This window comes from Collinsella sp. TF09-1AT (assembly GCF_003436895.1).
Taxonomy (GTDB): Bacteria; Actinomycetota; Coriobacteriia; order Coriobacteriales; family Coriobacteriaceae; genus Collinsella.
In genome coordinates, this window is record NZ_QSRC01000004.1 from 74,569 (window position 1) to 94,775 (window position 20,207).

General features: G+C 61.8%; 17 protein-coding genes and 4 tRNA genes. 19 read left to right on the plus strand and 2 right to left on the minus strand.

Features of this window, described 5'->3' with window-relative positions; genetic code table 11:
* Positions 1–76: 76 nt before the first annotated feature.
* Positions 77–1,498, minus strand: a complete 1,422-nt coding sequence (locus DXC90_RS04795; protein WP_117734989.1) for a chloride channel protein — start codon at positions 1,496–1,498, stop codon at positions 77–79.
* 312 nt (positions 1,499–1,810) lie between these two features.
* On the opposite strand from DXC90_RS04795, the gene DXC90_RS04800 reads away from it, so the two are divergent.
* The 19 genes from DXC90_RS04800 to DXC90_RS04885 all read left to right on the plus strand — a co-directional run bounded on the left by DXC90_RS04800 (position 1,811) and on the right by DXC90_RS04885 (position 18,797).
* The gene (locus DXC90_RS04800) at positions 1,811–2,122 is read left to right on the plus strand and encodes a hypothetical protein (protein ID WP_233502170.1); all 312 of its coding nucleotides are present in this window, start codon (positions 1,811–1,813) and stop codon (positions 2,120–2,122) included.
* A gap of 10 nt (positions 2,123–2,132) precedes the next feature.
* A complete protein-coding gene (locus DXC90_RS09715; protein ID WP_233502172.1) occupies positions 2,133–2,471 on the plus strand; it encodes a molybdenum cofactor biosynthesis protein B in 339 nt (112 codons plus the stop codon).
* A 5-nt stretch (positions 2,472–2,476) separates the two neighbouring features.
* Positions 2,477–2,977 (plus strand): MBG domain-containing protein, encoded by a 501-nt coding sequence (locus tag DXC90_RS04810; RefSeq protein WP_117734990.1) that lies wholly within the window; start codon positions 2,477–2,479, stop codon positions 2,975–2,977.
* Positions 2,978–3,095: 118 nt separating this feature from the next.
* Positions 3,096–4,454, plus strand: coding sequence for a branched-chain amino acid transport system II carrier protein (brnQ, locus tag DXC90_RS04815; RefSeq protein WP_117734991.1), 1,359 nt, complete (start codon positions 3,096–3,098; stop codon positions 4,452–4,454).
* Positions 4,455–4,545: 91 nt separating this feature from the next.
* Positions 4,546–4,622, plus strand: a tRNA-Pro gene (locus DXC90_RS04820).
* A gap of 6 nt (positions 4,623–4,628) precedes the next feature.
* Positions 4,629–4,702 (plus strand) — tRNA-Gly (locus DXC90_RS04825).
* A gap of 323 nt (positions 4,703–5,025) precedes the next feature.
* A complete protein-coding gene (locus DXC90_RS04830) occupies positions 5,026–5,862 on the plus strand; it encodes a formate/nitrite transporter family protein (protein WP_117735101.1) in 837 nt (278 codons plus the stop codon).
* Between the two features lie 78 nt (positions 5,863–5,940).
* Positions 5,941–6,306, plus strand: a complete 366-nt coding sequence (locus tag DXC90_RS04835) for a hypothetical protein (RefSeq protein ID WP_117734992.1) — start codon at positions 5,941–5,943, stop codon at positions 6,304–6,306.
* Positions 6,303–7,070, plus strand: a complete 768-nt coding sequence (locus DXC90_RS04840) for a GTP-binding protein (protein ID WP_117734993.1) — start codon at positions 6,303–6,305, stop codon at positions 7,068–7,070. The genes DXC90_RS04835 and DXC90_RS04840 overlap by 4 nt, the downstream gene beginning before the upstream one ends.
* 391 nt (positions 7,071–7,461) lie before the next feature.
* Entirely contained in the window at positions 7,462–7,896 is a 435-nt protein-coding gene (locus tag DXC90_RS09520; protein WP_158550219.1) for a SelB C-terminal domain-containing protein, read from the plus strand.
* 62 nt (positions 7,897–7,958) lie between these two features.
* Positions 7,959–8,056: transfer RNA gene (locus DXC90_RS09525), tRNA-Sec, on the plus strand.
* 263 nt (positions 8,057–8,319) lie between these two features.
* On the plus strand, positions 8,320–9,675 hold the full coding sequence (gene gdhA, locus DXC90_RS04850; RefSeq protein WP_117734995.1) for an NADP-specific glutamate dehydrogenase: 1,356 nt from the start codon (positions 8,320–8,322) through the stop codon (positions 9,673–9,675).
* A gap of 254 nt (positions 9,676–9,929) precedes the next feature.
* Positions 9,930–10,466, plus strand: a complete 537-nt coding sequence (locus DXC90_RS04855) for an FAD binding domain-containing protein (RefSeq protein WP_255413366.1) — start codon at positions 9,930–9,932, stop codon at positions 10,464–10,466.
* Between the two features lie 57 nt (positions 10,467–10,523).
* A tRNA-Leu gene (locus tag DXC90_RS04860) sits at positions 10,524–10,607 on the plus strand.
* A gap of 89 nt (positions 10,608–10,696) precedes the next feature.
* Entirely contained in the window at positions 10,697–11,998 is a 1,302-nt protein-coding gene (tig, locus tag DXC90_RS04865) for a trigger factor (RefSeq protein ID WP_233502175.1), read from the plus strand.
* Positions 11,999–12,161: 163 nt separating this feature from the next.
* Positions 12,162–12,782, plus strand: coding sequence for an ATP-dependent Clp protease proteolytic subunit (locus DXC90_RS04870; protein WP_022095182.1), 621 nt, complete (start codon positions 12,162–12,164; stop codon positions 12,780–12,782).
* Between the two features lies 1 nt (position 12,783).
* Positions 12,784–14,193 (plus strand): ATP-dependent Clp protease ATP-binding subunit ClpX, encoded by a 1,410-nt coding sequence (gene clpX, locus DXC90_RS04875; protein WP_117734998.1) that lies wholly within the window; start codon positions 12,784–12,786, stop codon positions 14,191–14,193.
* A gap of 287 nt (positions 14,194–14,480) precedes the next feature.
* Positions 14,481–17,177: a valine--tRNA ligase gene (locus DXC90_RS04880; RefSeq protein ID WP_117734999.1), complete on the plus strand. Its 2,697-nt coding sequence runs from the start codon at positions 14,481–14,483 to the stop codon at positions 17,175–17,177.
* Between the two features lie 276 nt (positions 17,178–17,453).
* Complete coding sequence (locus DXC90_RS04885) at positions 17,454–18,797, plus strand: folylpolyglutamate synthase/dihydrofolate synthase family protein (protein ID WP_117735000.1); 1,344 nt, start codon at positions 17,454–17,456, stop codon at positions 18,795–18,797.
* 151 nt (positions 18,798–18,948) lie between these two features.
* On the opposite strand, the gene DXC90_RS04890 is transcribed toward DXC90_RS04885, so the two are convergent.
* On the minus strand, positions 18,949–20,037 hold the full coding sequence (locus DXC90_RS04890; RefSeq protein WP_117735001.1) for a Xaa-Pro peptidase family protein: 1,089 nt from the start codon (positions 20,035–20,037) through the stop codon (positions 18,949–18,951).
* Positions 20,038–20,207 lie beyond the last annotated feature (170 nt).

The following is a 20,207-nucleotide window of genomic DNA, read 5'->3' on the forward strand; positions in this document are numbered from 1 at the left end:
CAGCGTGTGGCGTGACGGTGCTGCCGCGCTCGGGTCGAATTGCCCCCGATTGTGGCTGCACGGCGAATACTAACGTCTACTCTATCAGGTCGTTGTGGCGCTCGATAGCCTCTGCCACCGTGTGACCCTCGTCCACGATAAGCGAGCGGCACTTAGGGGACACAATGCGCTGGGCGGGATACACGCCACGGTGGCCGCCGGTTAGGTAGCTGATAAAGGCCACGATGACAAAGAAGCCTGCGGCCGTTCCATGGAACAGGTCGATAGCCATCATGCAGGTGGTGATGGGCACGTTGAGGCCGGCGCAGAAGACGCCGAGCATGCCGAGGGCCGCCATAAAGCTCGGGTCGAGTCCAGCGAGGCAACCGATCCAGCCACCGAGTGCCGCACCGATGCCAAACAGGGGCGTGACCTCGCCGCCTTGGAAGCCGGCACCCAGGGTGAGCGCCGTCACGACGAGTTTGATGGCCGCATCGGCAAGGGTCGTGTTGCCGGCGAAACCGGCGCCCGAGAGCCAGGTGGCAAGGCCGGCATACTTCCAGGCGTCGAGTATCGCGTAGGCCGCGAGCACCACGAGCGCGCCCACGAGTGCGCGAGCAAGGTAGTTGGTGATAAAGCGACCGTACAGGCTTTTGACGGTTCGAACCGACCAGGCAAAGAGACGTGCCGTCAGGCCAAAGATAATGCCTCCGATAACGACGATGGCAACCGTTCTGGGCGTCATGTTGGGAACGCTGGCGATGACGTTGCTCTCGTACTGGGTGCCCATAGCGAGTGACGTAAAGTAGCCGGTAAACGAGGCGACCAGGCAGTAGATGCCCGCGGTGTAGTCGATCTTGCCGATAAAGCACATCTCCATGCCAAAGAAAGCTCCGGCAAGGGGCGAACCGAATACGGCGCCAAAGGCCGACGAGATGCCGGCGAGCATGAGGTCGTGGTGGTCATGCTTTTTGAGGTGGGCGAGGCTCGAGATGTTGCTGGCGATGGTGCCGCCAATCTGCACTGCGGCTCCCTCGCGACCGGCCGATCCGCCCGTTAGGTGCGTGAGCGTGGAGCAGACGAAGGTGAGGACGGCCATGCGCATATGGATGAGGCGTGTGCCCAGAGCGGAGTCGATGACCAGGTTGTTGCCACGCTTGGCGGCGAGACCGTGGTTTTTGTACACCCATGCGGTGGCAAGGCCCACAACGGGAAGCAGCGCGTAAATCCACTCATGGTGCTCGCGATAGTCAGTCGCGATATTCAGCGAGGCTAAAAACGCCCAAGCGGCAACGCCCATGGCGAGCGAGACGATGACGACGAGCACGAGCAACTTGGCGCTCGCGAGCATGTTGCGGGCATTGCGGCGCGTGTCGGCGGCCAAGAGCTGCTCAGAGCGGGTGAGCTGGTTGCGACCGCTGATGATCAAGTCGGCCGGAGAGAAGGTTCTGCCGTCTTTGTCCTGACGGGCGTCATCAGACGGGTCGAGTGTATTTTCACGTTTATCGATAAAAGCCATAACGTCCTCTTTTTTGTTGTGATGCATGCATTATAGGACGGCGCCCTCAGTCTCAAGGCGATTGGCAGGTTTCGGATCTGTTACGAGAGGCGCGTAGCCGACAGGTGTATTTGCCGTTGCGGGCCATGTCTTGAGCGGGCAGCGGGGGATTATACTGAACCAAACATTAAGAATCGGCGCCGCCGTTGCGCGCCGTGGCATGTAAGATCGCATCTCGATGCGTCCCGGCAAGGCCATCACGTTTGGCCTGCTTGGGGACAAGCCGTTTTTGGGCTTTCGGGTAATCCCGCGGCGGCGTATGCGGGCTTTGAGATGCTCGCCCGCCCCGCGATCCGCAAGATGCGCGGCTTTGCCGAGGGTACGCGTCCCGTGCAGCAGGCGATATTGACGCACGGCGTGAAGAAGCGCCAGGACCGACGCTTCTTCGATCGCGCCACGGTTTTGCGCGGCCCCGAGACCGGTGAGCTGCTGGTGACCGAGGCCAAGACGCAGAATTCGGCGCTACTCGGCACGATGCAGCGGGCCAACTGCCTGCTGCGTATTGACGAAGGGCCGTGTGAGCTCAAGGCGGGAGATGTTGTGGACGTTGTGCGCGTCGACCTGCCCGAGGGAACGGTGCTATAGGAGGAATGCTATGGAGTTGAAGATATCGATCGTGACGTGCTCGGATACGCGCGACCTTGCCCAGGACGAGGCAGGTGCCGCACTCGAGGAGCTTATCGAGGCGCAGGGATGGACGGTCGCCTCACATGTGGTCGTGCGCGACGACGTCAGCGAAATCGGTGATGCCATTGTGGAAGCCGCCGATGAGTGCCACGCCAATGTCGTGCTCACCTGCGGCGGAGTAACCTTACGGGCTGCTCCGCCTTTTTATGCAGCGACAGTGCGGGCCGTCTCGTGGTTATTGGTAAAAGAAAATTATCAGGCGAGAGATATTTATCATAAACATTATTCGCGCGAAAGCATAATCTAGTAACGGTGAAGGTTGACGACACCGAGCGCTTCGAGGGAGAGACGAACCCAGCGTTTACCTCGAGCCTGGAGAGTGCGGTTGACACTTCGGGCGTGAAGGTCGAGTACTCCTGCGTCGCCGATGAGAGTTCTCCGGCGGGCGAGTGCCAGATCGAGGCGACGGTCATCGACCCGAACTTTGATGTCACGGTTGAGCCCGGTACGCTGACGGTGAAGAAGAAGCCGGGGCCCGGCAACCCGGACCCGGATAAGCCCGGGACGCCCGATTCCGACCAGTCGGATTCTGGGGATCCGGCAAAACCAGGTAGTTCGGCTGACTCCGCAGCCGATAAGGCAAGGGGCGATGGTGCGGAAAACCCCGGACAGAAGGCTTCGTCCAAGTCGGGCGCTCAGCAGCTCGCCGATACGGGCGATCACGCGCCATTGGCAGCCGCCGTGGCTGCGGGCGCCGTTGCGCTTATCGCAATAGCGCTCGAGCTGCTGCGTCGTCGTCGCTCGGACGCGTAACGGCTCAAAAGGGGTGGCTAGATTGAAGCTTTTCACGATTTAGTCTGCTAAAGCATATATACTTGCGGGACGGGTCTTTTGCCCGTCCCGTTTTTGTCTCGACTCGAAAGGTGGTCCCATGGCCTCATCCGCTCCCCGCGGCCTGCGCTCCGACCATGTCCTCACTGTCGGCATTGCCCTGTTCTCGATGCTCTTTGGTGCCGGCAACCTCATTATTCCGCCGCTGCTGGCGCTACAGGCAGGTTCTGCCACGCCGGTCGCCATGCTCGGCTTTCTCATCGCCGCCATCGGCCTGCCCGTCATGGGCTTTATCGCCGTGGCACTTGCCGGAACGGCGCGCGAGCTTGCCGGCCGCGTGCACCCCAAGTTTGGCGAATTCTTTGTCGCGGCGGTGTATCTGGCCATCGGCCCGTGCTTGGCCATTCCGCGCACGAGCTCAACAGCCTTCGAGATGCTGGTGCCGCTGCTGCCCGAGGGCGTCTCGCTCGCCACGGCTCGCCTGGTGTTCGCCGTCGGATTCTTTATCGTCGCATTTGCGCTCACGCTGCGTCCCGGCGTCATCACGCGCGTGCTCGGCCGCATTACGGGCCCCGCGCTCATCGCCCTTATCGTGTTGGTCGTGGGTGCTGCCGTGGTCTCGCCGCTGGGTCCCGCTGCCGCGCCGCAGGCTCCCTATAATGCCGGCGCTGCCGTGCAGGGCTTTTTGACCGGCTACCAGACCATGGACCTGCTCGCCTCGCTCGCCTTTGGCATCATCATCGCCGAGACTATCCACGAGCTGGGCGTTACCGATGACAAGCGCGTTGCCTTCGAGATTTCGCGCTCCGGCGTGATCGCCGGTGTGCTCATGGCCATCATCTACTGCGGCCTAGCACTTGCCGGCACGCAACTCAGCACCGTGATGCCCGATGCCACCAATGGCGCCGCCATCCTCGCTCGCTCTGCCTCCATGCATTTTGGCCTTGCCGGCACGGTCGTGGTCTTTGCGATCTTCTTCCTCGCTTGCATGAACGTGTGCATCGGGCTCATCAGCTGCTGTTCGCGCTATTTCTGCGAGACGTATGTGGTCAAAGGGGGAGCGGAGGCTTCCGAGGAGGCCATGCGCCGTCCCTTTGCGGTTCTCGCCTTTGTGTTCGCGGCGTTTTCGTGCGTGCTCTCCAACGTGGGTCTCGACATGATCCTCATGTTCTCGGTGCCCATGTTCAACGCCCTGTACCCCGTCGCCATCGTGCTGGTGCTTATGGGTCTGGTGCACGGTTTTTGCGACGCGCATCCGCAGGTGTGGGTCTGGGTCGGCGGCGTTGTCGCGGTCCAGAGCGTGATCACCTCGGTCCGCGATGCGTTCTTTACGGGCGCGTGGCTGCCGTTCGATGCGCTGCCGCTGGCAGACATTGGAGCCGCGTGGACGCCGGTTGCCGTGGTGGCGTTTGTGATCGGCCTGCTCCACAGCCGGTTTGTCGCACATTCGAGGAGCTAGGGTATCGTCACTTGCACAGGCGGGGAGTCTCCCCTATAATTTCCTTCGCTTTGGGACACGCAAGGTTTAGACCTTAGCTGCTCAACACCTTCGGGACGTGGCGCAGTTTGGTAGCGCGCCTGCTTTGGGAGCAGGATGTCGCAGGTTCAAATCCTGTCGTCCCGACCATATCTTGCGGGCGTAGTTCAATGGTAGAACCCCAGCCTTCCAAGCTGATGACGCGGGTTCGATTCCCGTCGCCCGCTCCATAAGAATTGTTTTAACGGCTTTGGTTTCCTTTGGGAATCAGAGCTGTTTTCGTTTACGCGCCGGGCGACGGGAATCGAACCCGTCAGGGTGCGGAGCTGAGAAAATGCGTGAGCATTTTCCAGCGCAGCACGCAAGGGCCGAAGGCCCGCAGCGAAACAAGGATTTGCGAAGCAAATCCTTGGACTTCCCGTCGCCCGCTCCAAGCTATATAATCGCAGGCCAATATGCTAATTTGGCTCGCGTTTATTTTTATACCGTCCGACCTCGCGGGGCAAATGAACCAGGAGCGTTTGTCCCACATCGTACGAAAGTAGTGATTGCCATGGCACAAAGTAAGGCAGAATATCCCACTCCCGACTGCCTGGCGCCCGCCGCGATCGAGGCCAAGACCGAGGCTGCCGGTGTTGCCAAGGCCAGCCTGCCGGTCTCGAAGGCCATTTTGCTCGCCATGTTCGCCGGCGCGTTTATCGCCTTCGGCGGCCTGTTCTTCACGGTCTTTCTGAGCGACCCCACGCTTGGCTGGGGCGCCCAGCGCTTCGTGGGCGGTCTTGCTTTTTGCCTGGGACTGGTGCTCGTGCTCATTTGCGGCGCGGAGCTGTTTACCGGTAACTCGCTTATGGTCTGCGCGCTTAAGAGCAAAAAGATCACGCTCGTCCAGATGCTCAAGGCTTGGGCTATTGTGTGGATCGGCAACTTTGCCGGCGCCCTGTTCGTTGTCTTTTTGATCTACATGGCAGCTATTTATAAGCTCAACGGCGAGGCCGTCGCCAACACCATGGTGAGCGTCGCCGCCGGTAAGGTTACGATCGACGCCGTTACCATCTTCTTCCGCGGCATTCTGTGCAACATCTTTGTCTGCCTGGCCGTATGGATCGGCACTGCCGGCAAGACCGTGGTCGATAAGGTCGTGGGCATTTTGCTGCCTATCGCTGCCTTTGTGGCCTGCGGTTTTGAGCACTGCGTTGCCAACATGTACTTTTTGCCCATGGGCATTTTGATGCATTCCTGCGGCTATGGAGCCGATGTCGCCGGCGCCGATGCCCTCAACGCCGCTGGGCTGGCGCTCAACCTTTCGGTCGCCACGCTGGGCAATATCGTGGGCGGCGCCCTGATCGTGGCGCTGGGCTACTGGTTTATTTACGCCAATAAAGAGGCCTAAAGGACCCAAGCCATAACCGACCAAAAAGGGACAGGTTTATTTTGGCAGGTTTTGGACGAGGCTACAGCACGCTTGAGTATGACGTCGCGACCTGTGCCCGTGGGGGCCGCAAAGAGCACCGCGCGTCTGCTGCGCAAGCTTCGCGAGTCTCAGTGCGAAGAGGCCGTGGAGCTGCAGGTTGTCGAGGGCGCCTCTACTCCCGGCGGCGGATCGCTGCCGACTGTCGAGCCCCCAACATTTTGCGTTGCCGTCTGCCCTGTCGATGGGCGCCTATCCGCCGATGGCCTAAAGCGCGCCTTGGTTCAGGAGCCCGATACGCCGGTTGTGACGCGCGTGCGCCACGACCAGGTGCTGTTTGACGTTCGCACGCTTTTGCGCGACACCGACCTTGATCTGTGTGCGTCTGCGTTGGTGGATGCCGTGCGGGCAGGTTTGCGTCGATGACTGCGAGCGAGCTTGTCGAGTGTCCCGTTGTCGTTGGAACAGCAGGACACGTCGACCACGGAAAGTCGGCCCTTATCGAGGCACTGACCGGCAAAAATCCCGACCGTCTGGAGGTCGAACGCCGCCGAGGCATGACTACAGAGCTCGGTTTTGGCGAGCTCGAGCTTCCCGGTGGCAAGATTGTCGGCCTGGTCGACGTGCCCGGGCATGCGCACTATCTGCGCGCCATGGTGCAGGGCGCCACCGGCGTGGACGTAGCGTTGCTGGTGGTTTCGGCCGTTGAGGGCGTGATGCCGCAGACCCGCGAGCACGTTCGGGTTCTGGAGCTGTTGGGTGTGACGCGCATGGTCGTCGCGCTCACGATGCGCGATTTGGCCGACGACGAGATTGCCACGCTGGCGGAGCTCGATGTCGAGGCGTTTCTGGACGGGACCGTGTTTGCGGGGGCGTTGATAGTGCCGGTGTCCTCCAAGACGGGCGAGGGCCTGGACGAGCTGCTTACGGCGCTCGATAACGCGGTTTGCTCGTGCTGGTCGGATCGCCTGGAGGCGACCACTGGCTCGGGCGCCGCGCCCCGTCTTCCCATCGACCGTTGCTTTAGCATCCGCGGCATCGGAACCGTCGTGACGGGTACGCTGCACGACGGTCCCGTTTCGGTTGGCGATGAGCTCGTTGCGCTGCCGTCGCAAACGCGCTGTCGCGTGCGCGGGGGCAGGTTCACGGGGATACCCAGTGCGCGGTTCCCGGCCAGCGCGTCGCCCTGAACCTGGTGGGCGATGGCGTGGCGGGCCTCAAGCGCGGCGAGATGCTCGGCGTCGAGGGTCGCGTGGGCCAGACGCTGCGCTTTTTGATGCAACTGACATATGTGGGGCGCGATGGCGTGCGATCCGGCGTTCTTGCTTCGGGTACGCGCATGCACGTCATGGCGGGCACGGCCGAGGTGCTCGGCCGCATTATGCTTTTGGACGACGAGCCGCCCCTCGCGGTCGGCGAGACGCGTGTGGTGCAGGTGCGCCTGGAACGGCCGCTGCCGTTGCGCGTCGGCGATCAGGCCGTCATTCTGTCGTATTCGCCAGTTTCGCTGCTTGGTGGCGGACGCGTCCTGCTTTCGCACTGTCGCCGCGCGCGGGCTCTGTCGGCGGGGGAGCGCGCGGCGTGTGCGCCGTCGACGGCGCCGAGGTGTTCGACCCGCATTCCGCTGCTGCGGCGATACGCGTGGTACGCGAGGCTGGCCAGCGTATCGTTGCCCTGCTGGACGAGGCTGGTCTTAATGCGCCGACGCTTCCCGAGGTGGGCGAGCAGCTTCAGCTCGATCGCGACACCATGACGCGCGCCCTGCGCGAGCTTTCGCTCAACCGCTCGATCGTTAAGGTCGAGCGTGACGTTGCCTTGTCCGCCGCCGCCGAGGCTCATGCGCGTGAGGTTGTTGCGACGGCTATCGAGGCTGCTGGCGGTGCCGCCACCACGAGTGTGCTGCGTGAAGCTCTGGGCGTGTCTCGCAAGCGAACCATCAGCATCTTGGAGCATCTGGATGCCGTGCGCTTTACAGTGCTCGACAAGGAGGCCGGCGGTCTGAGATCGCTGCGCTAGCGGCCTCCGCATCGCTCTTTTCGGTTATGGTCTGTTCGGTTTGGTAAAATACCGCCACGCTTGGGAACGGATGTGCCCCCGGTGGGCCCCGCGGTCCTCAAAACCGTTGCGAGGCGTGCAAAACGTCTTGGATGTGTTCGATTCACATACGTTCCCGCCAACGCATCGGGCCAAAACCACCACAAAGGTGCCTGTCCCCTTTGTGGTGGTTTCGAAACGTGCGAGAAACAGCTTTGAAACACGCGATTTGCACGTCAGGCGGTCAAAAACCCATCTACCTGCATCGTAATCAAAATGAAACATCCGCCCGCGGTCTTATTCGTAACTTTGCCGCAACAGTGCGATATTATCCATACACGATAAAGCTCGCGGCGCATAGGGTGCCGCGACCGACACTTTTCGTTTCCCATCATTGGAGGAAGCATGAGCTACACGCAGAAAGTTCTCGAAGAGCTCAAGGCCAGCTATCCCGAGCAGCCTGAGTTCATCCAGGCCGCGACCGAGATCCTCGGCACCATCCAGCCGGCGCTCGACGCCCACCCCGAGTACGAGGAGGCCGCCCTGCTTGAGCGCCTTGTCGAGCCCGAGCGCATCGTCATGTTCCGTGTTCCCTGGGTCGACGACCAGGGCAAGGTTCAGGTCAACCGCGGTTACCGCGTCGAGTTCAACTCTGCCATTGGACCCTACAAGGGCGGCCTGCGCTTTAACCCCACGGTCACCCTGGGCATGCTCAAGTTCCTGGGTCTGGAGCAGATCCTCAAGAACAGCCTGACCACCCTTCCCATGGGCGGCGGCAAGGGCGGCTCCGACTTTGACCCCAAGGGCAAGTCCAACAACGAGATCATGCACTTCTGCCAGTCCTTCATGACCGAGCTCTATCGCCACATCGGCCCCAACACCGACGTTCCCGCCGGCGACCTGGGCGTTGGCGGCCGCGAGGTTGCCTACATGTTCGGTCAGTACAAGCGCCTGACCAACGAGTGGACCGGCGTCCTCACCGGCAAGGGCCTCTCCTTTGGCGGCTCGCTCGCCCGTACCGAGGCCACCGGCTACGGCCTGGTCTACTTTGTGGACGAGTACCTCAAGAGCCGCGGCGACTCCTTCGAGGGCAAGAACGTCGTCGTTCACGGCTCCGGCAACGTCGCTATCTACGCCGTCCAGAAGGTTTCCCAGCTCGGCGGCAAGGTGCTGGCCTGCTCCGATACTCACGGCTGGGTCGAGGATCCCGACGGCATCGACTACTCCGTGCTCGAGCACGTCTACAACCAGAAGCGTTCCGGTCACGATAAGGGCGTCACGCTCGCCATGTATGTTGACGAGAAGCCCAACGCCGTGTGGCACGAGGGCGACGGCCGCGGCGTGTGGCAGCTGCCCTGCGACATCGCGCTGCCCTGCGCTCGCGAGAACACGCTGCTGCTCGAGGACGCCCAGGCGCTCGTCGCCAACGGCTGCAAGGTGGTCGGCGAGGGCGCAAACATGCCCACGACCATCGAGGCCACGACCTACTTCCAGGAGAACGGCGTCGCCTTTATGCCTGGTAAGGCTGCCAACGCCGGTGGCGTGCTCGTGTCCGGCCTGGAGATGAGCCAGAACGCCGAGCACCTGTCCTGGACCTTCGAGGAGGTCGACGGTAAGCTCGAGCAGCTCATGCGCGGCATGTTCCACAACGTGGACGACACCGCCAAGGAGTATGGCCAGGAGGGCAACTTTGTCATGGGCGCCAACATCGCCGGCTTCCTGAAGGTCGCCGACGCCATGCTCGCTCAGGGCGTCTGCTAAATCCAGCTCAACATAGCTCCGTTCAGCACCAGCTGATGCACCTAAGGCTCTCGACCATATCGGCCGGGAGCCTTTTTCTATGGTGGCGAGGGTCGTGCGCCCTCGTTTGGTACACTTAGAGGTACTGGACAAGTAAAGAGATGGGGGAGAACTTGCTCAAGTTCGGTACCTACGTCCGTGTTGGAAACGCGGCCGAAGCCTATGAGCTCTTGCAGTAAAACCGCAACAACAAGATTGTGGGCGGCGGCATCTGGATGCGCCTGGGATCGCGTCACGTGGCGACGGCGATTGACCTTTCGGCCTGCGGATTCGACCAGATCGAGGAGACCGAGACCGAGTTTCGCATCGGTGCCATGTGCACCCTGCGCCAGCTCGAGCGCCATGCCGAGCTCAACGCGCTCGTCAACAATGTGTTTGAGTTTGCCGTCCACGACATTGTGGGCGTGCAGCTGCGCAATACCGCCACGGTGGGTGGCAGCATCTACGGCCGCTTTGGCTTCTCGGACGTGCTCTCCGCCTTCCTCGCGCTCGATTCCTATGTTGAGCTGACGGGTGCCGGCCGCGTGCCGCTCGCCGAGTTCGTGGACATGGGTTACGTGCGCGACGTGATCGAGCACATCGTGGTCGTCAAACACGACTACCGCGCGAGCTACGAGGCCTTACGCTTTAGCTACCCACACTTCGAATTCGGCTCCGAGCTCGAACGCCTTGGTGGGGTAGCTAAAATAGCCCCGTCCCAAATTAGCTACCCTGAGCCATCGGCAACTCGTGGTGAGGTCGTGAGCCTGTAAAACGTGTGCGTGCGCTTGCCGTTCGTATCTGCTATCATTCCTAGTCTGTGCGTTCATGCGGGCGTGGCGGAATTGGTAGACGCGCCAGATTTAGGTTCTGGTGGGATTCCCGTGAAGGTTCGAGTCCTTTCGCCCGCACCAACGTACCTGCGTCGGCTCCCGCCGTCGCGACTCTTTGTTGCATAAAAGGTACCAGCACCTCAGATAAGCTGGGCAGTATGAGGAGGAACGTGTTGAACATCACCGCTTCTGACGTCAAGGACGCCAAGCTCACCGCTACGGTCACCATCCCGGCCGCCGACGTCGACGCCGCGATCAAGAAGGCCTACAAGGACACCGCCAAGAAGTACCGCTTCCCGGGCTTCCGTGCCGGCAAGGCTCCCCGTCCGGTTATCGACTCCGCTCTTGGCGCCGAGGCTACCCTCGCTCAGGCCACTAACGACCTGATCGCCGCCAACGAGCCCGCCGTCCTCAACGAGCTGGACATCGTCCCCACCAAGAACGGTGACTACAAGGAGCTCGACCTCGCCAAGGATCACGAGGACTACACCTACACTGTCGAGTTCTCCCTGCGTCCTGCCGCTGAGCTCTCCTCCTTCGATGCCGTCGAGATCGAGATGCCTCCCGCGGAGGTCACCGAGTCCGAGATCAACAACCAGGTCGAGATGCTCCTCAACTACCGCGCCACCTTCGAGGACGTCGAGGGCCGCGCCGTCGAGGCTGACGACTATGTGACCGTCGACCTCAAGGCCGTCGAGAACGCTGATAACTTCGCCGCCGAGGGCCGTATGCTCATCGCCGGTAGCGACAGCAATCCCAAGGAGTTCAACGAGGCCCTGATCGGCGCTAACGTTGACGACGTCAAGACCGTCACCTGGACCGACGAGGTCGAGGAGGGCGAGGAGGCCGAGACCCACACCGTCGAGGTCACCGTCAAGGGCATCAAGGTCCGCAACACCCCCGAGCTCACCGACGAGCTCGTCAAGTCCGACTTTGGCTTCGACAGCATCGACGCCATGCACGACGCCATCAAGATCGAGATCGAGCAGGACAAGGCTTCCCGCCTCCCGGCCGAGAAGGAGAACCGTTGCGTCTCCGCTCTCGCCGAGCGTCTGCAGCTCGAGGAGATGGACGCCGACTACGAGCAATCCGTCTTTGAGGAGCTTGGCCAGAACTTCCTGTCCAACCTCGCTGCCCGCGGCATGACCCTGGACACCTGGCTGCCCGCTTCCGGTCTGACCATGGAGCAGTTCATCGGCGACCTGCACAAGCAGGCCAACGACGTTGCCCGTGAGTCCCTGGCGCTCGACGCCCTCGCCCGTGAGCTCAAGATCGAGGTCACCGAGGACGACATCAACGCCGAGTTCGAGAAGGCTGGCGTCAAGGACGTCGAGGCTTCCAAGGCCGAGTTCATCGCCGATGGCCGCATGCCCGCCGTCCGCGAGTCCATCCGTCGCTCCAAGGCCGTCGATCACCTGGTCGAGAACGCCAAGGTGACCGAGGTCGACGAGACCGCCAAGGACGCCGAGTAATTCTCGCCACCTTGTCCGCGAGCGCATGCGTGTGCCCGTGATGGGGTAAAGTTATACACCGGTTATCCGGTTGCTTCGTACGGTGCCAGCCAATGCATAGCATGCGGGCACCGTACGTTTATCTAGAACCAATTTGGTCCGCAAGAGAGAAATGGAGATGCGTATGATCGCTAAGTTCGATTCCGCCCTCGTGCCATACGTTATCGAGCAGACGCCGCGCGGTGAGCGCAGCTACGATATCTATTCGCGCCTGCTCAACGACCGCATCATCTTCTTGGGCGAGGAGATCAACTCTGTCAGTGCCAACCTGGTCGTTGCCCAGCTGCTGCATCTTGAGAGCCAGGATGCCGAGAAGGATATCTCGCTCTACATCAATTCGCCCGGTGGCGAGGTATACTCCGGCCTGGCGATTCTTGACACCATGAACTTTATCAAGCCGCAGGTTTCCACCATCTGTGTCGGTATGGCCGCGTCTATGGCCGCCGTGCTTCTTTCTGCCGGCGCCAAGGGCAAGCGCTTCTGCTTGCCGCACTCCAAGGTCATGATTCACCAGCCCAGCGGTGGCGCCCAGGGCCAGCAGACCGAGATTGAGATCGTTGCCGAGGAGATCAAGAAGACCCGTCGCGAGCTCAACCAGATCCTGTCCGATGCCTCGGGCCAGCCCATCGAGAAGGTCCAGGCCGATACCGAGCGCGACAACTACCTGACCGCTGCCGAGGCCCTCGACTACGGTCTGATCGATCGTATCGTCACCTCGCGCGATCTCGCCGCGAAGGATGCCTAGGATGGCAGGTAACATGCAGGATAACTTCGACGAGAACGGAAACCCCATCCGCTGCTCCTTCTGTGGAAAAGAGCAGGGTCAGGTTCGCCGACTTGTTAAGGGTCCGACCAACATCTTTATCTGCGACGAGTGCGTTGCCGCCTGCTCCGAGATTTTGGAGGAGTCGCTGGCTTCGGACTTTATGGACGCCGCCCGCAACGGCAAGCTGCCGGGCTTCCTCAACGACCACGGCCAGGCTGCGTCTCAGCCCGCTGTGGATACCGAGGCCGAGGGCTTTGAGCTCGAGGACGATATGCGTCAGGTCATTACGCGCGTGCCGACGCCGCACGAGATCTATGCCGAGCTTTCGGCTTATGTCATGGGCCAGGAAGACGCCAAGCGCGCCATGTCGGTTGCCGTGTACAACCACTACCGCCGCGTGATTGAGGGCGGCGCTGCGCTTTCGGCCTATGACGACGGCTCGGACGCGCAGCTCGACGACGATATGGACGAGGTGGAGCTCGCCAAGTCCAACATTTTGCTGCTCGGTCCCACCGGTACCGGTAAGACCCTGCTTGCCCAGACGCTCGCGCGTATTCTCGAGGTGCCGTTTGCCATCGCCGACGCCACCGCGCTCACCGAGGCCGGCTATGTGGGCGAGGACGTGGAGAACATCCTGCTCAAGCTCATCAACGCTGCCGATGGCGATATCGAGCGCGCACAGGTGGGCATCATCTATGTGGACGAGATCGACAAGATCGCCCGCAAGGCCGAGAACCTGTCCATCACCCGCGATGTTTCGGGCGAGGGTGTTCAGCAGGCGCTGCTGAAGATCCTTGAGGGCACGGTGGCCAGCGTTCCGCCCACCGGCGGCCGCAAGCATCCCCAGCAGGAGCTGTTGCAGATCGACACGACCAACATCCTGTTCATCTGCGGCGGTGCCTTTGTGGGTCTGGATAAGATCATCGCCGATCGCGTGGGCAACAAGGGCGTGGGCTTCAACTCCGAGATCGCCGGCCCCACTTCGGTCGACGAGAATGACCTGCTGCGTCAGGTGCTCCCGCAGGACCTCAACGCCTTTGGCATGATCCCCGAGTTTGTGGGACGTACGCCCGTCGTCACCCAGACGCAGGCGCTTGACGAGGACGACTTGGTGTCGATCCTGACCGAGCCCAAGAACGCCGTGGTGCGTCAGTACCGCAAGATGTTTCAGCTCGAGGACGTTGAGCTTGAGTTTGAGGATGCGGCCCTGCATGAGATCGCCCGCATGGCGCTCGCCCGCAAGACCGGCGCCCGCGGCCTGCGCTCCATCTGCGAGGACGTGCTGCAGCAGACGATGTTCGACCTGCCCAGCGAGGAGGGCGTTTCCAAGGTCATCGTGACCGAAGCCTCCGTAAAGGGCGAAGAGCAACCCCAGCGCATCTACGGCTAAACCAGCCAAATACGTGCTTGCAAATAGCCTCCGACCACCCGCGGTCGGAGGCTATTTTATATATACGCAATAACCCCAACTACCTGTGCTATTCTGTGTGTTTGTTTAAGCCAAAGCGAAGTCAATTCAGACTGAAGTAATCGATACCTAAGGGGAGGAATGTAGGCCCGTTTTTCGTAGATTCCGCACGAGCCGAAGACCACTTAATGTGGTCTTCGAGCGAGCCCAGGACCTGACCGAACGAAAATCGGGCCTACATTCCTCCCCGGCGGGACAGGGAGAGATATATGGAAGAGATGCCCAAGAACTACGATCCGTCGACCAACGAGCCGGCGATCCTGCAGAAGTGGCTCGACGGCGGCTACTACAAGCGCCGCGAGGGCGTGGGCGACTGTACCGTCACCATTCCGCCTCCCAACGTGACCGGCAAGCTCCACATGGGCCACGCTACCGACGACTCCATCCAGGACGCCATCATCCGTATGGCCCGCATGCGCGGCAAGTCCACGCGCTGGGTGCTGGGTACCGACCACGCCGGTATCGCCACGCAGACCAAGGTTGACAAAAAGCTCAAGAGCGAGGGCATTAGCCGCCTGGAGATTGGCCGCGACAAGTTTGTCGACGCCTGCTGGGACTGGACCCACGAGTACGGCGGCATCATCGTCGAGCAGATCAAGCGCATGGGTTGCTCCGTCGACTTCGACAACGAGCGCTTTACCATGGACGAGGACTACGCCCAGGCCGTGCGCAAGGTGTTCTGCGACTGGTACCACGACGGCCTGATCTACCGCGGCAAGCGCATCGTCAACTGGTGCCCCAACTGCACCACCGCTATTTCGGACGACGAGGCCGAGTACAAGGACGAGAAGGGCCACCTGTGGCACCTGCGCTACCCGCTGACCGAGCCGGTCAACGGCCAGGACTACATCGTCGTCGCCACCACGCGCCCCGAGACCATGCTCGGCGACACGGGCGTTGCCGTCTCCCCGAAGGACCCCGAGAAGGCCGCCTTTGTGGGCAAGACCGTCAAGCTCCCCATCGTCGACCGCGAGATCCCCATCTTTGAGGATTGGCACGTCGACGCCAACTTTGGCTCCGGCTTCGTTAAGGTCACCCCGGCCCACGACCCCAACGACTACGCCATGGGTCAGGCCCACGACCTGCCGCAGATCAATATCTTCGACGAGCACGCGGTGGTCGTCGAGGGCTACGGCGAGTTCACCGGCATGAACCGCGACGAGTGCCGCGAGGCCGTCATCAAGTGGTTCGACGAGCACGGCCTGCTCGACCACGTCGACGAGCACGATCACTCCGTCATGCACTGCTACCGTTGCGACTCCGCCCTGGAGCCGTGGCTGTCCGAGCAGTGGTTCGTCGCCGTCGACAAGCTCAAGGGACCGGCGCTCGACGCCGTCAACTCCGGCAAGGTCACCTTCCACCCCGCGCGCTGGACGCAGACCTACACTACCTGGATGGAGAACCTCAAGGACTGGTGCATCAGCCGCCAGCTGTGGTGGGGCCACCGCATCCCCGTGTTCTACTGCGAGGACTGCGGCTGGGAGGACGCCCTCACCGAGGACACCGATGTGTGCCCCAAGTGCGGCGGCCATCACGTGCATCAGGACGAGAACGTGCTGGACACCTGGTTCAGCTCGCAGCTGTGGACCTTCGCCACGCAGGGCTGGCCGCAAAAGCCGGAGCTGCTCGAGGGCCATCACCCCACGACAGCGCTCGTCACTGCACGCGACATCATCGCGCTGTGGGTTGCCCGCATGGTCATGAGCTCGCTGTACTTCCTGGACGAGGTGCCGTTTAAGGACGTCGTCATCTACCCGACGATTCTTGCCAAGGACGGCAGCCGCATGTCCAAGTCCAAGGGCAACGGCGTTGACCCCATGGACCTTATTGGCATGTACGGCGCCGACGCCATGCGCTACAACCTGCTCACGCTGTGCACCAACAATCAGGACGTCAAGTTCGACGCGAACATCGACAAGAAGACCAAGCAGCTTATCGACAGCCCGCGTACCGACCAGGCCAAGTCGTTTGTGACCAAGATCTGGAACGCCAGCCGCTTCCTGCTCATGAACATGGAGGGCTACACGCCCGGCGAGCCCGTCGTTGAGACGCCGGCCGACGCCTGGATGTTCAGTCGCTTGGCAAAGGCCGTGAAGATGGTCACCGAGGGTATTGAGAACTACACCTTTGGTGATATGGCCCGCGGCGTGCAGCAGTTCTTCTGGAACGAGGTCTGCGACTGGTACGTCGAGGTCACCAAGGCCCGCCTGAAGGGCGAAGGCCGTCTGCAGGCCCAGCGCAACCTGATCTTTGTGCTCGACACCTCCATTCGCCTGATGCACCCGCTTATGCCGTTTGTCACCGAGGAGATTTGGGGCAACATGCCGGCGAGCGTGCTCGATCTGGACGCCGAGGGCAATGTGAACCGCGCCGAGGCGCTCATGATCGCCAAGTGGCCGGAGCCCGCCGACTACGCCAAGTACGTCGACGAGCCTGCCGAGCGCGCGTTTGAGCTGTGCCGTACCGTCGTTTCCGCCGCCCGCGCCACCCGTTCGCGTTATCGCTTGAGCCCCAAGGCCGAGCTCGACGTGGTCGTGCGCGCCGGTGCCGAGGATATCGAGAAGCTCGAGAGCCTGCGCTCGACCATCGAGCCGCTGGCCAACACCACCTCGCTGGTCATGGGTACCGACGTTGAGAAGCCGGCCGCGAGCATCGCCGTGGTCGATAGCGGCGTCGAGGTCTTTGTGGTGCTCGAGGGCAAGGTTGACCTTTCGGCCGAGAAGGCACGCCTGGAGAAGGAGATCGCCGCGGCGCAGAAGGAGCTCGCTGGCTGCGAGAAGACGCTCGCCAACGAGGGCTTTGTGGCTAAGGCCGCGCCTGCGGTGGTCCAGAAGAAGAGGGACCGTGCAGCTGAGCTCAAGGAGACCCTGGCGGCGCTGACTGCTCAGGTTGCTGACTTCTCGTAGGCGGTACTGGGGGACGCGGTTTGGGGCTTTGCTCGCTACTGCGGACAGTCCTGCGCAAGACGGACAGCACATTAAGTGCTGTCCTTTGCGTGCGGAACTTGTATCGAGCAAAGCCCCAAACCGCTCCCATAGCGGTTACGGGGGCGTCCGCTGCCTGGTGAGGTCACTTGGTTGTGGCCTTGATCTTGCTGCAAGCGGGTAAAGGCTGAAATTGTCAACGCGAGGGGCTCATTCTTTTTGATGAGCCTCTTTTTCTGTTATGGGGGACTTTGGGTTATGGCTAAGCGTTCTGGGTCGTATGTCGTTCCTTTCTCGTTTGAGTTGCTTTCGTTTGGTGAGGCTGTTGGGCTGGCTGCTGATACAGGGCGGATTTCGGGGGATGCTGGTCCGTTGCTCGAGACGGTCATCGATATGCTCGATGAGTTGGGGCGTCCGGATGAGTATTACGATTGCATTCAGGTTGCTGGTACCAATGGCAAGACTTCGACCACGCGTTTTTCGGCTGCTATTCTTCGTGGCGAAGGGCTTAAAACCGCACTGTATACGTCGCCGCAGCTTATTCGCTATCCCGAGCGCATGGAGGTTGACGGGCGCGTTGTGAGCGACGAGGCCTTTGCCCGTGGCGTTTCGGCGGCTGTCGAGGCGGGGCGTCGGGTGAATGCGCACCGTGTGGCGGCGGGGGAGCGCGCCTATACCATCACGCCGTTTGACCTGCTGACGGCTGCTGCGCTTGTGGTGTTTGCCGAGGCCGCGGTGGATGTTGCCGTGCTCGAGGTCGGCATGGGCGGACGTTGGGACGCCACGAGTGCGACCGATCCCGTCGCCGTTGCCATTACGGGCATTGGGCTCGACCATACACGCATTCTGGGCGATACGCTTGAGGCCATTGCGGGTGAGAAGGCTGCGGTTATCAAACCCGGGCGCTTGGTTGTTTTGGGCGAGGGCACGCACGAGGCGAGCGTTCAGCGCGTGATGGATGCCCGTTGCCGCGAGTGCGGCATCGTGCCGCTCGTGGTGAGCCACGCCACGACTAAGGTGCCGGCGCACGTTGGCGATACAGTGGAGTTCAGCTGCACCACGCCGCGTGCGATCTATACGTCGACTATGGTCAAGCCGGCATACCAGCCGCAGAATGCCGCGTGCGCGATTATGCTGTGCGAGGGCTATCTGGGCCGCGAGCTTGACCACGATGCGCTTGATGCGTCGCTTATGGGTTGCCCCACACCGGGTCGCTTTGATGTGCTGGGAACCGATCCGCTCAAGCTGATTGATGCCTGCCATAATCCCCAGAGCTGCGAGAACTTTGTGAGCGCGCTGGACGAGATCGATCCGTGCGTGGAGAACCGCCCCACGCTGCTGTGTGCCGCGCTGGCCGATAAGGACGTGGCGGGCATCGTTGACGTTCTGGTTCCGGCGTTCCCCCGCGTGGTCGTGACCCAGACCGATTCCGATCGCGCCCTGCCGGCGGAGGAGCTTGCCGCCCTGGTGGACGCCGATAAGCTCGCGGGCGTGTACGCGAGCGTGCCTGAGGCCCTCGCGGCCCTCGATGCCGCGGGCGAGTCCTTCGTAGCAGCCGGCACCATCACCCTAGCCGGCGAAGTAGCCGGTCTGCTCCGTTAACCCATCCTGGAGGGTAGCTAATTTGGGACGGGGCTAATTTAGCTACCCTACCCGGAGTCTTCGAAGCAGGAAACCACATTTGACATAGGGCAGCTAAAAAAGCCCCGTCCCAAATTAGCTACCCAAGTTTCCTCTTCAGTTGGGGATGAGCCTAGTCCAGGCGCATGGCGTCGTGGGGGTAGGCGTTGAGAATCTCGACGCCGTTCTCGGTCACCAGGGCCAGGTCCTCGATGCGGACGCCGGTGCGGCCGGGGAGGTAGATGCCCGGCTCGATGGAGAACGTCATGCCCGGCTCTACGACCTGCTCGTTGACCAGTGAGACGTCGCCCGGCTCGTGGTCCTGCAGACCAATCGAGTGGCCCAAGCGATGCGTAAAGTACTTACCGTAGCCCGCATCCTCAATAACGTCGCGCGCGGCACGGTCCAGGTCGCACATGCGAACGCCCGGTGCGATCAGCGCCTCGGCGGCTTCGTTAGCGCGGCGCACGATTTCGTAGATGTGTGCCGTCTCCTCGTCCGGCTCGCCCCAAAAGAACGTGCGCGTCATATCCGAGCAGTAGTTGCGATGGCGTCCGCCAATGTCGAATAGCACCACGTCGCCGCGCTTGAGCACGGTGCCGTCGGGCTCGTGGTGCGGGTCGCCGGCGTTGGCGCCAAAGCTCACGATGGGCGGAAAGCTAAAGCCCTCGCAGCCGTGCTTGCGGTACAGGCCGAGCATCTGGTCAGCAATTTCGCGCTCCGTCACACCTTCGTGGACGTGCGTGATGGCGTCGGCCATCACAGCGTCGTTAGCGGCCGAGGACGCGCGCATGAGCTCTTGCTCGGCGGCATCCTTGTAGGTGCGCGCGGCGGTGACGGCAAAGTCACCCAGGAAAAACTCGCTGGCGGCGTGGCACTCCATAAGCGGCATCAAAAAGCCGGAGCGCATGACGGTGTCGATGCCAAGCGGCTTGGTCGGATTGACCTCGCGCGCGATGGCGTCGGTCACGACATCGGTATCGGTGTGATAGGCGACGCGGGCATTGTCATACTCGGGCAGCTGATGCAGCGCGTTGACCAAGATCACTGGCTCGCAATCGCGCGCGAGCAGCACACTGCAAAAACGCTCGAACATATCTGCATAAAAGCCGGTCAGGTAATAGATCGACCACGGGTCGTTTACGAGCAGCTGTGCGCCGGGGTGCTGAGCCTCGAGCGCATCGAGCACGCGCGCCACACGCTGGTCATCGACATGTGCCATGAAACATCCTTTCGCTAGGCTGCCACCATGGTATCCCAAGCCCGGCACATAGGGACGTTCCTTTTATGCCGACACTTCGGGACACTCCATGGTATGGCCAGTCTAGCGGACGTTCTGGCAAAAGTAGTCATAAGAGGCCCGCCCCAAATGGGCTGGTTTCAATAGTATGG

What these genes read in the sequence shown, in the direction of transcription:
- DXC90_RS04835 (WP_117734992.1), top strand. Translation starts at nt 5,941, where the DNA reads ATGACGTCGCGACCTGTGCCCGTGGGGGCCGCAAAGAGCACCGCGCGT.
- brnQ (WP_117734991.1), top strand. Translation starts at nt 3,096, where the DNA reads ATGGCCTCATCCGCTCCCCGCGGCCTGCGCTCCGACCATGTCCTCACT.
- DXC90_RS04840 (WP_117734993.1), top strand. Translation starts at nt 6,303, where the DNA reads ATGACTGCGAGCGAGCTTGTCGAGTGTCCCGTTGTCGTTGGAACAGCA.
- DXC90_RS04880 (WP_117734999.1), top strand. Translation starts at nt 14,481, where the DNA reads ATGGAAGAGATGCCCAAGAACTACGATCCGTCGACCAACGAGCCGGCG.
- gdhA (WP_117734995.1), top strand. Translation starts at nt 8,320, where the DNA reads ATGAGCTACACGCAGAAAGTTCTCGAAGAGCTCAAGGCCAGCTATCCC.
- DXC90_RS04830 (WP_117735101.1), top strand. Translation starts at nt 5,026, where the DNA reads ATGGCACAAAGTAAGGCAGAATATCCCACTCCCGACTGCCTGGCGCCC.
- DXC90_RS04870 (WP_022095182.1), top strand. Translation starts at nt 12,162, where the DNA reads ATGATCGCTAAGTTCGATTCCGCCCTCGTGCCATACGTTATCGAGCAG.
- DXC90_RS04800 (WP_233502170.1), top strand. Translation starts at nt 1,811, where the DNA reads ATGCTCGCCCGCCCCGCGATCCGCAAGATGCGCGGCTTTGCCGAGGGT.
- DXC90_RS04855 (WP_255413366.1), top strand. Translation starts at nt 9,930, where the DNA reads ATGCGCCTGGGATCGCGTCACGTGGCGACGGCGATTGACCTTTCGGCC.
- DXC90_RS09715 (WP_233502172.1), top strand. Translation starts at nt 2,133, where the DNA reads ATGGAGTTGAAGATATCGATCGTGACGTGCTCGGATACGCGCGACCTT.
- clpX (WP_117734998.1), top strand. Translation starts at nt 12,784, where the DNA reads ATGGCAGGTAACATGCAGGATAACTTCGACGAGAACGGAAACCCCATC.
- DXC90_RS04795 (WP_117734989.1), bottom strand. Translation starts at nt 1,498, where the DNA reads ATGGCTTTTATCGATAAACGTGAAAATACACTCGACCCGTCTGATGAC.
- DXC90_RS04890 (WP_117735001.1), bottom strand. Translation starts at nt 20,037, where the DNA reads ATGGCACATGTCGATGACCAGCGTGTGGCGCGCGTGCTCGATGCGCTC.
- DXC90_RS04885 (WP_117735000.1), top strand. Translation starts at nt 17,454, where the DNA reads ATGGCTAAGCGTTCTGGGTCGTATGTCGTTCCTTTCTCGTTTGAGTTG.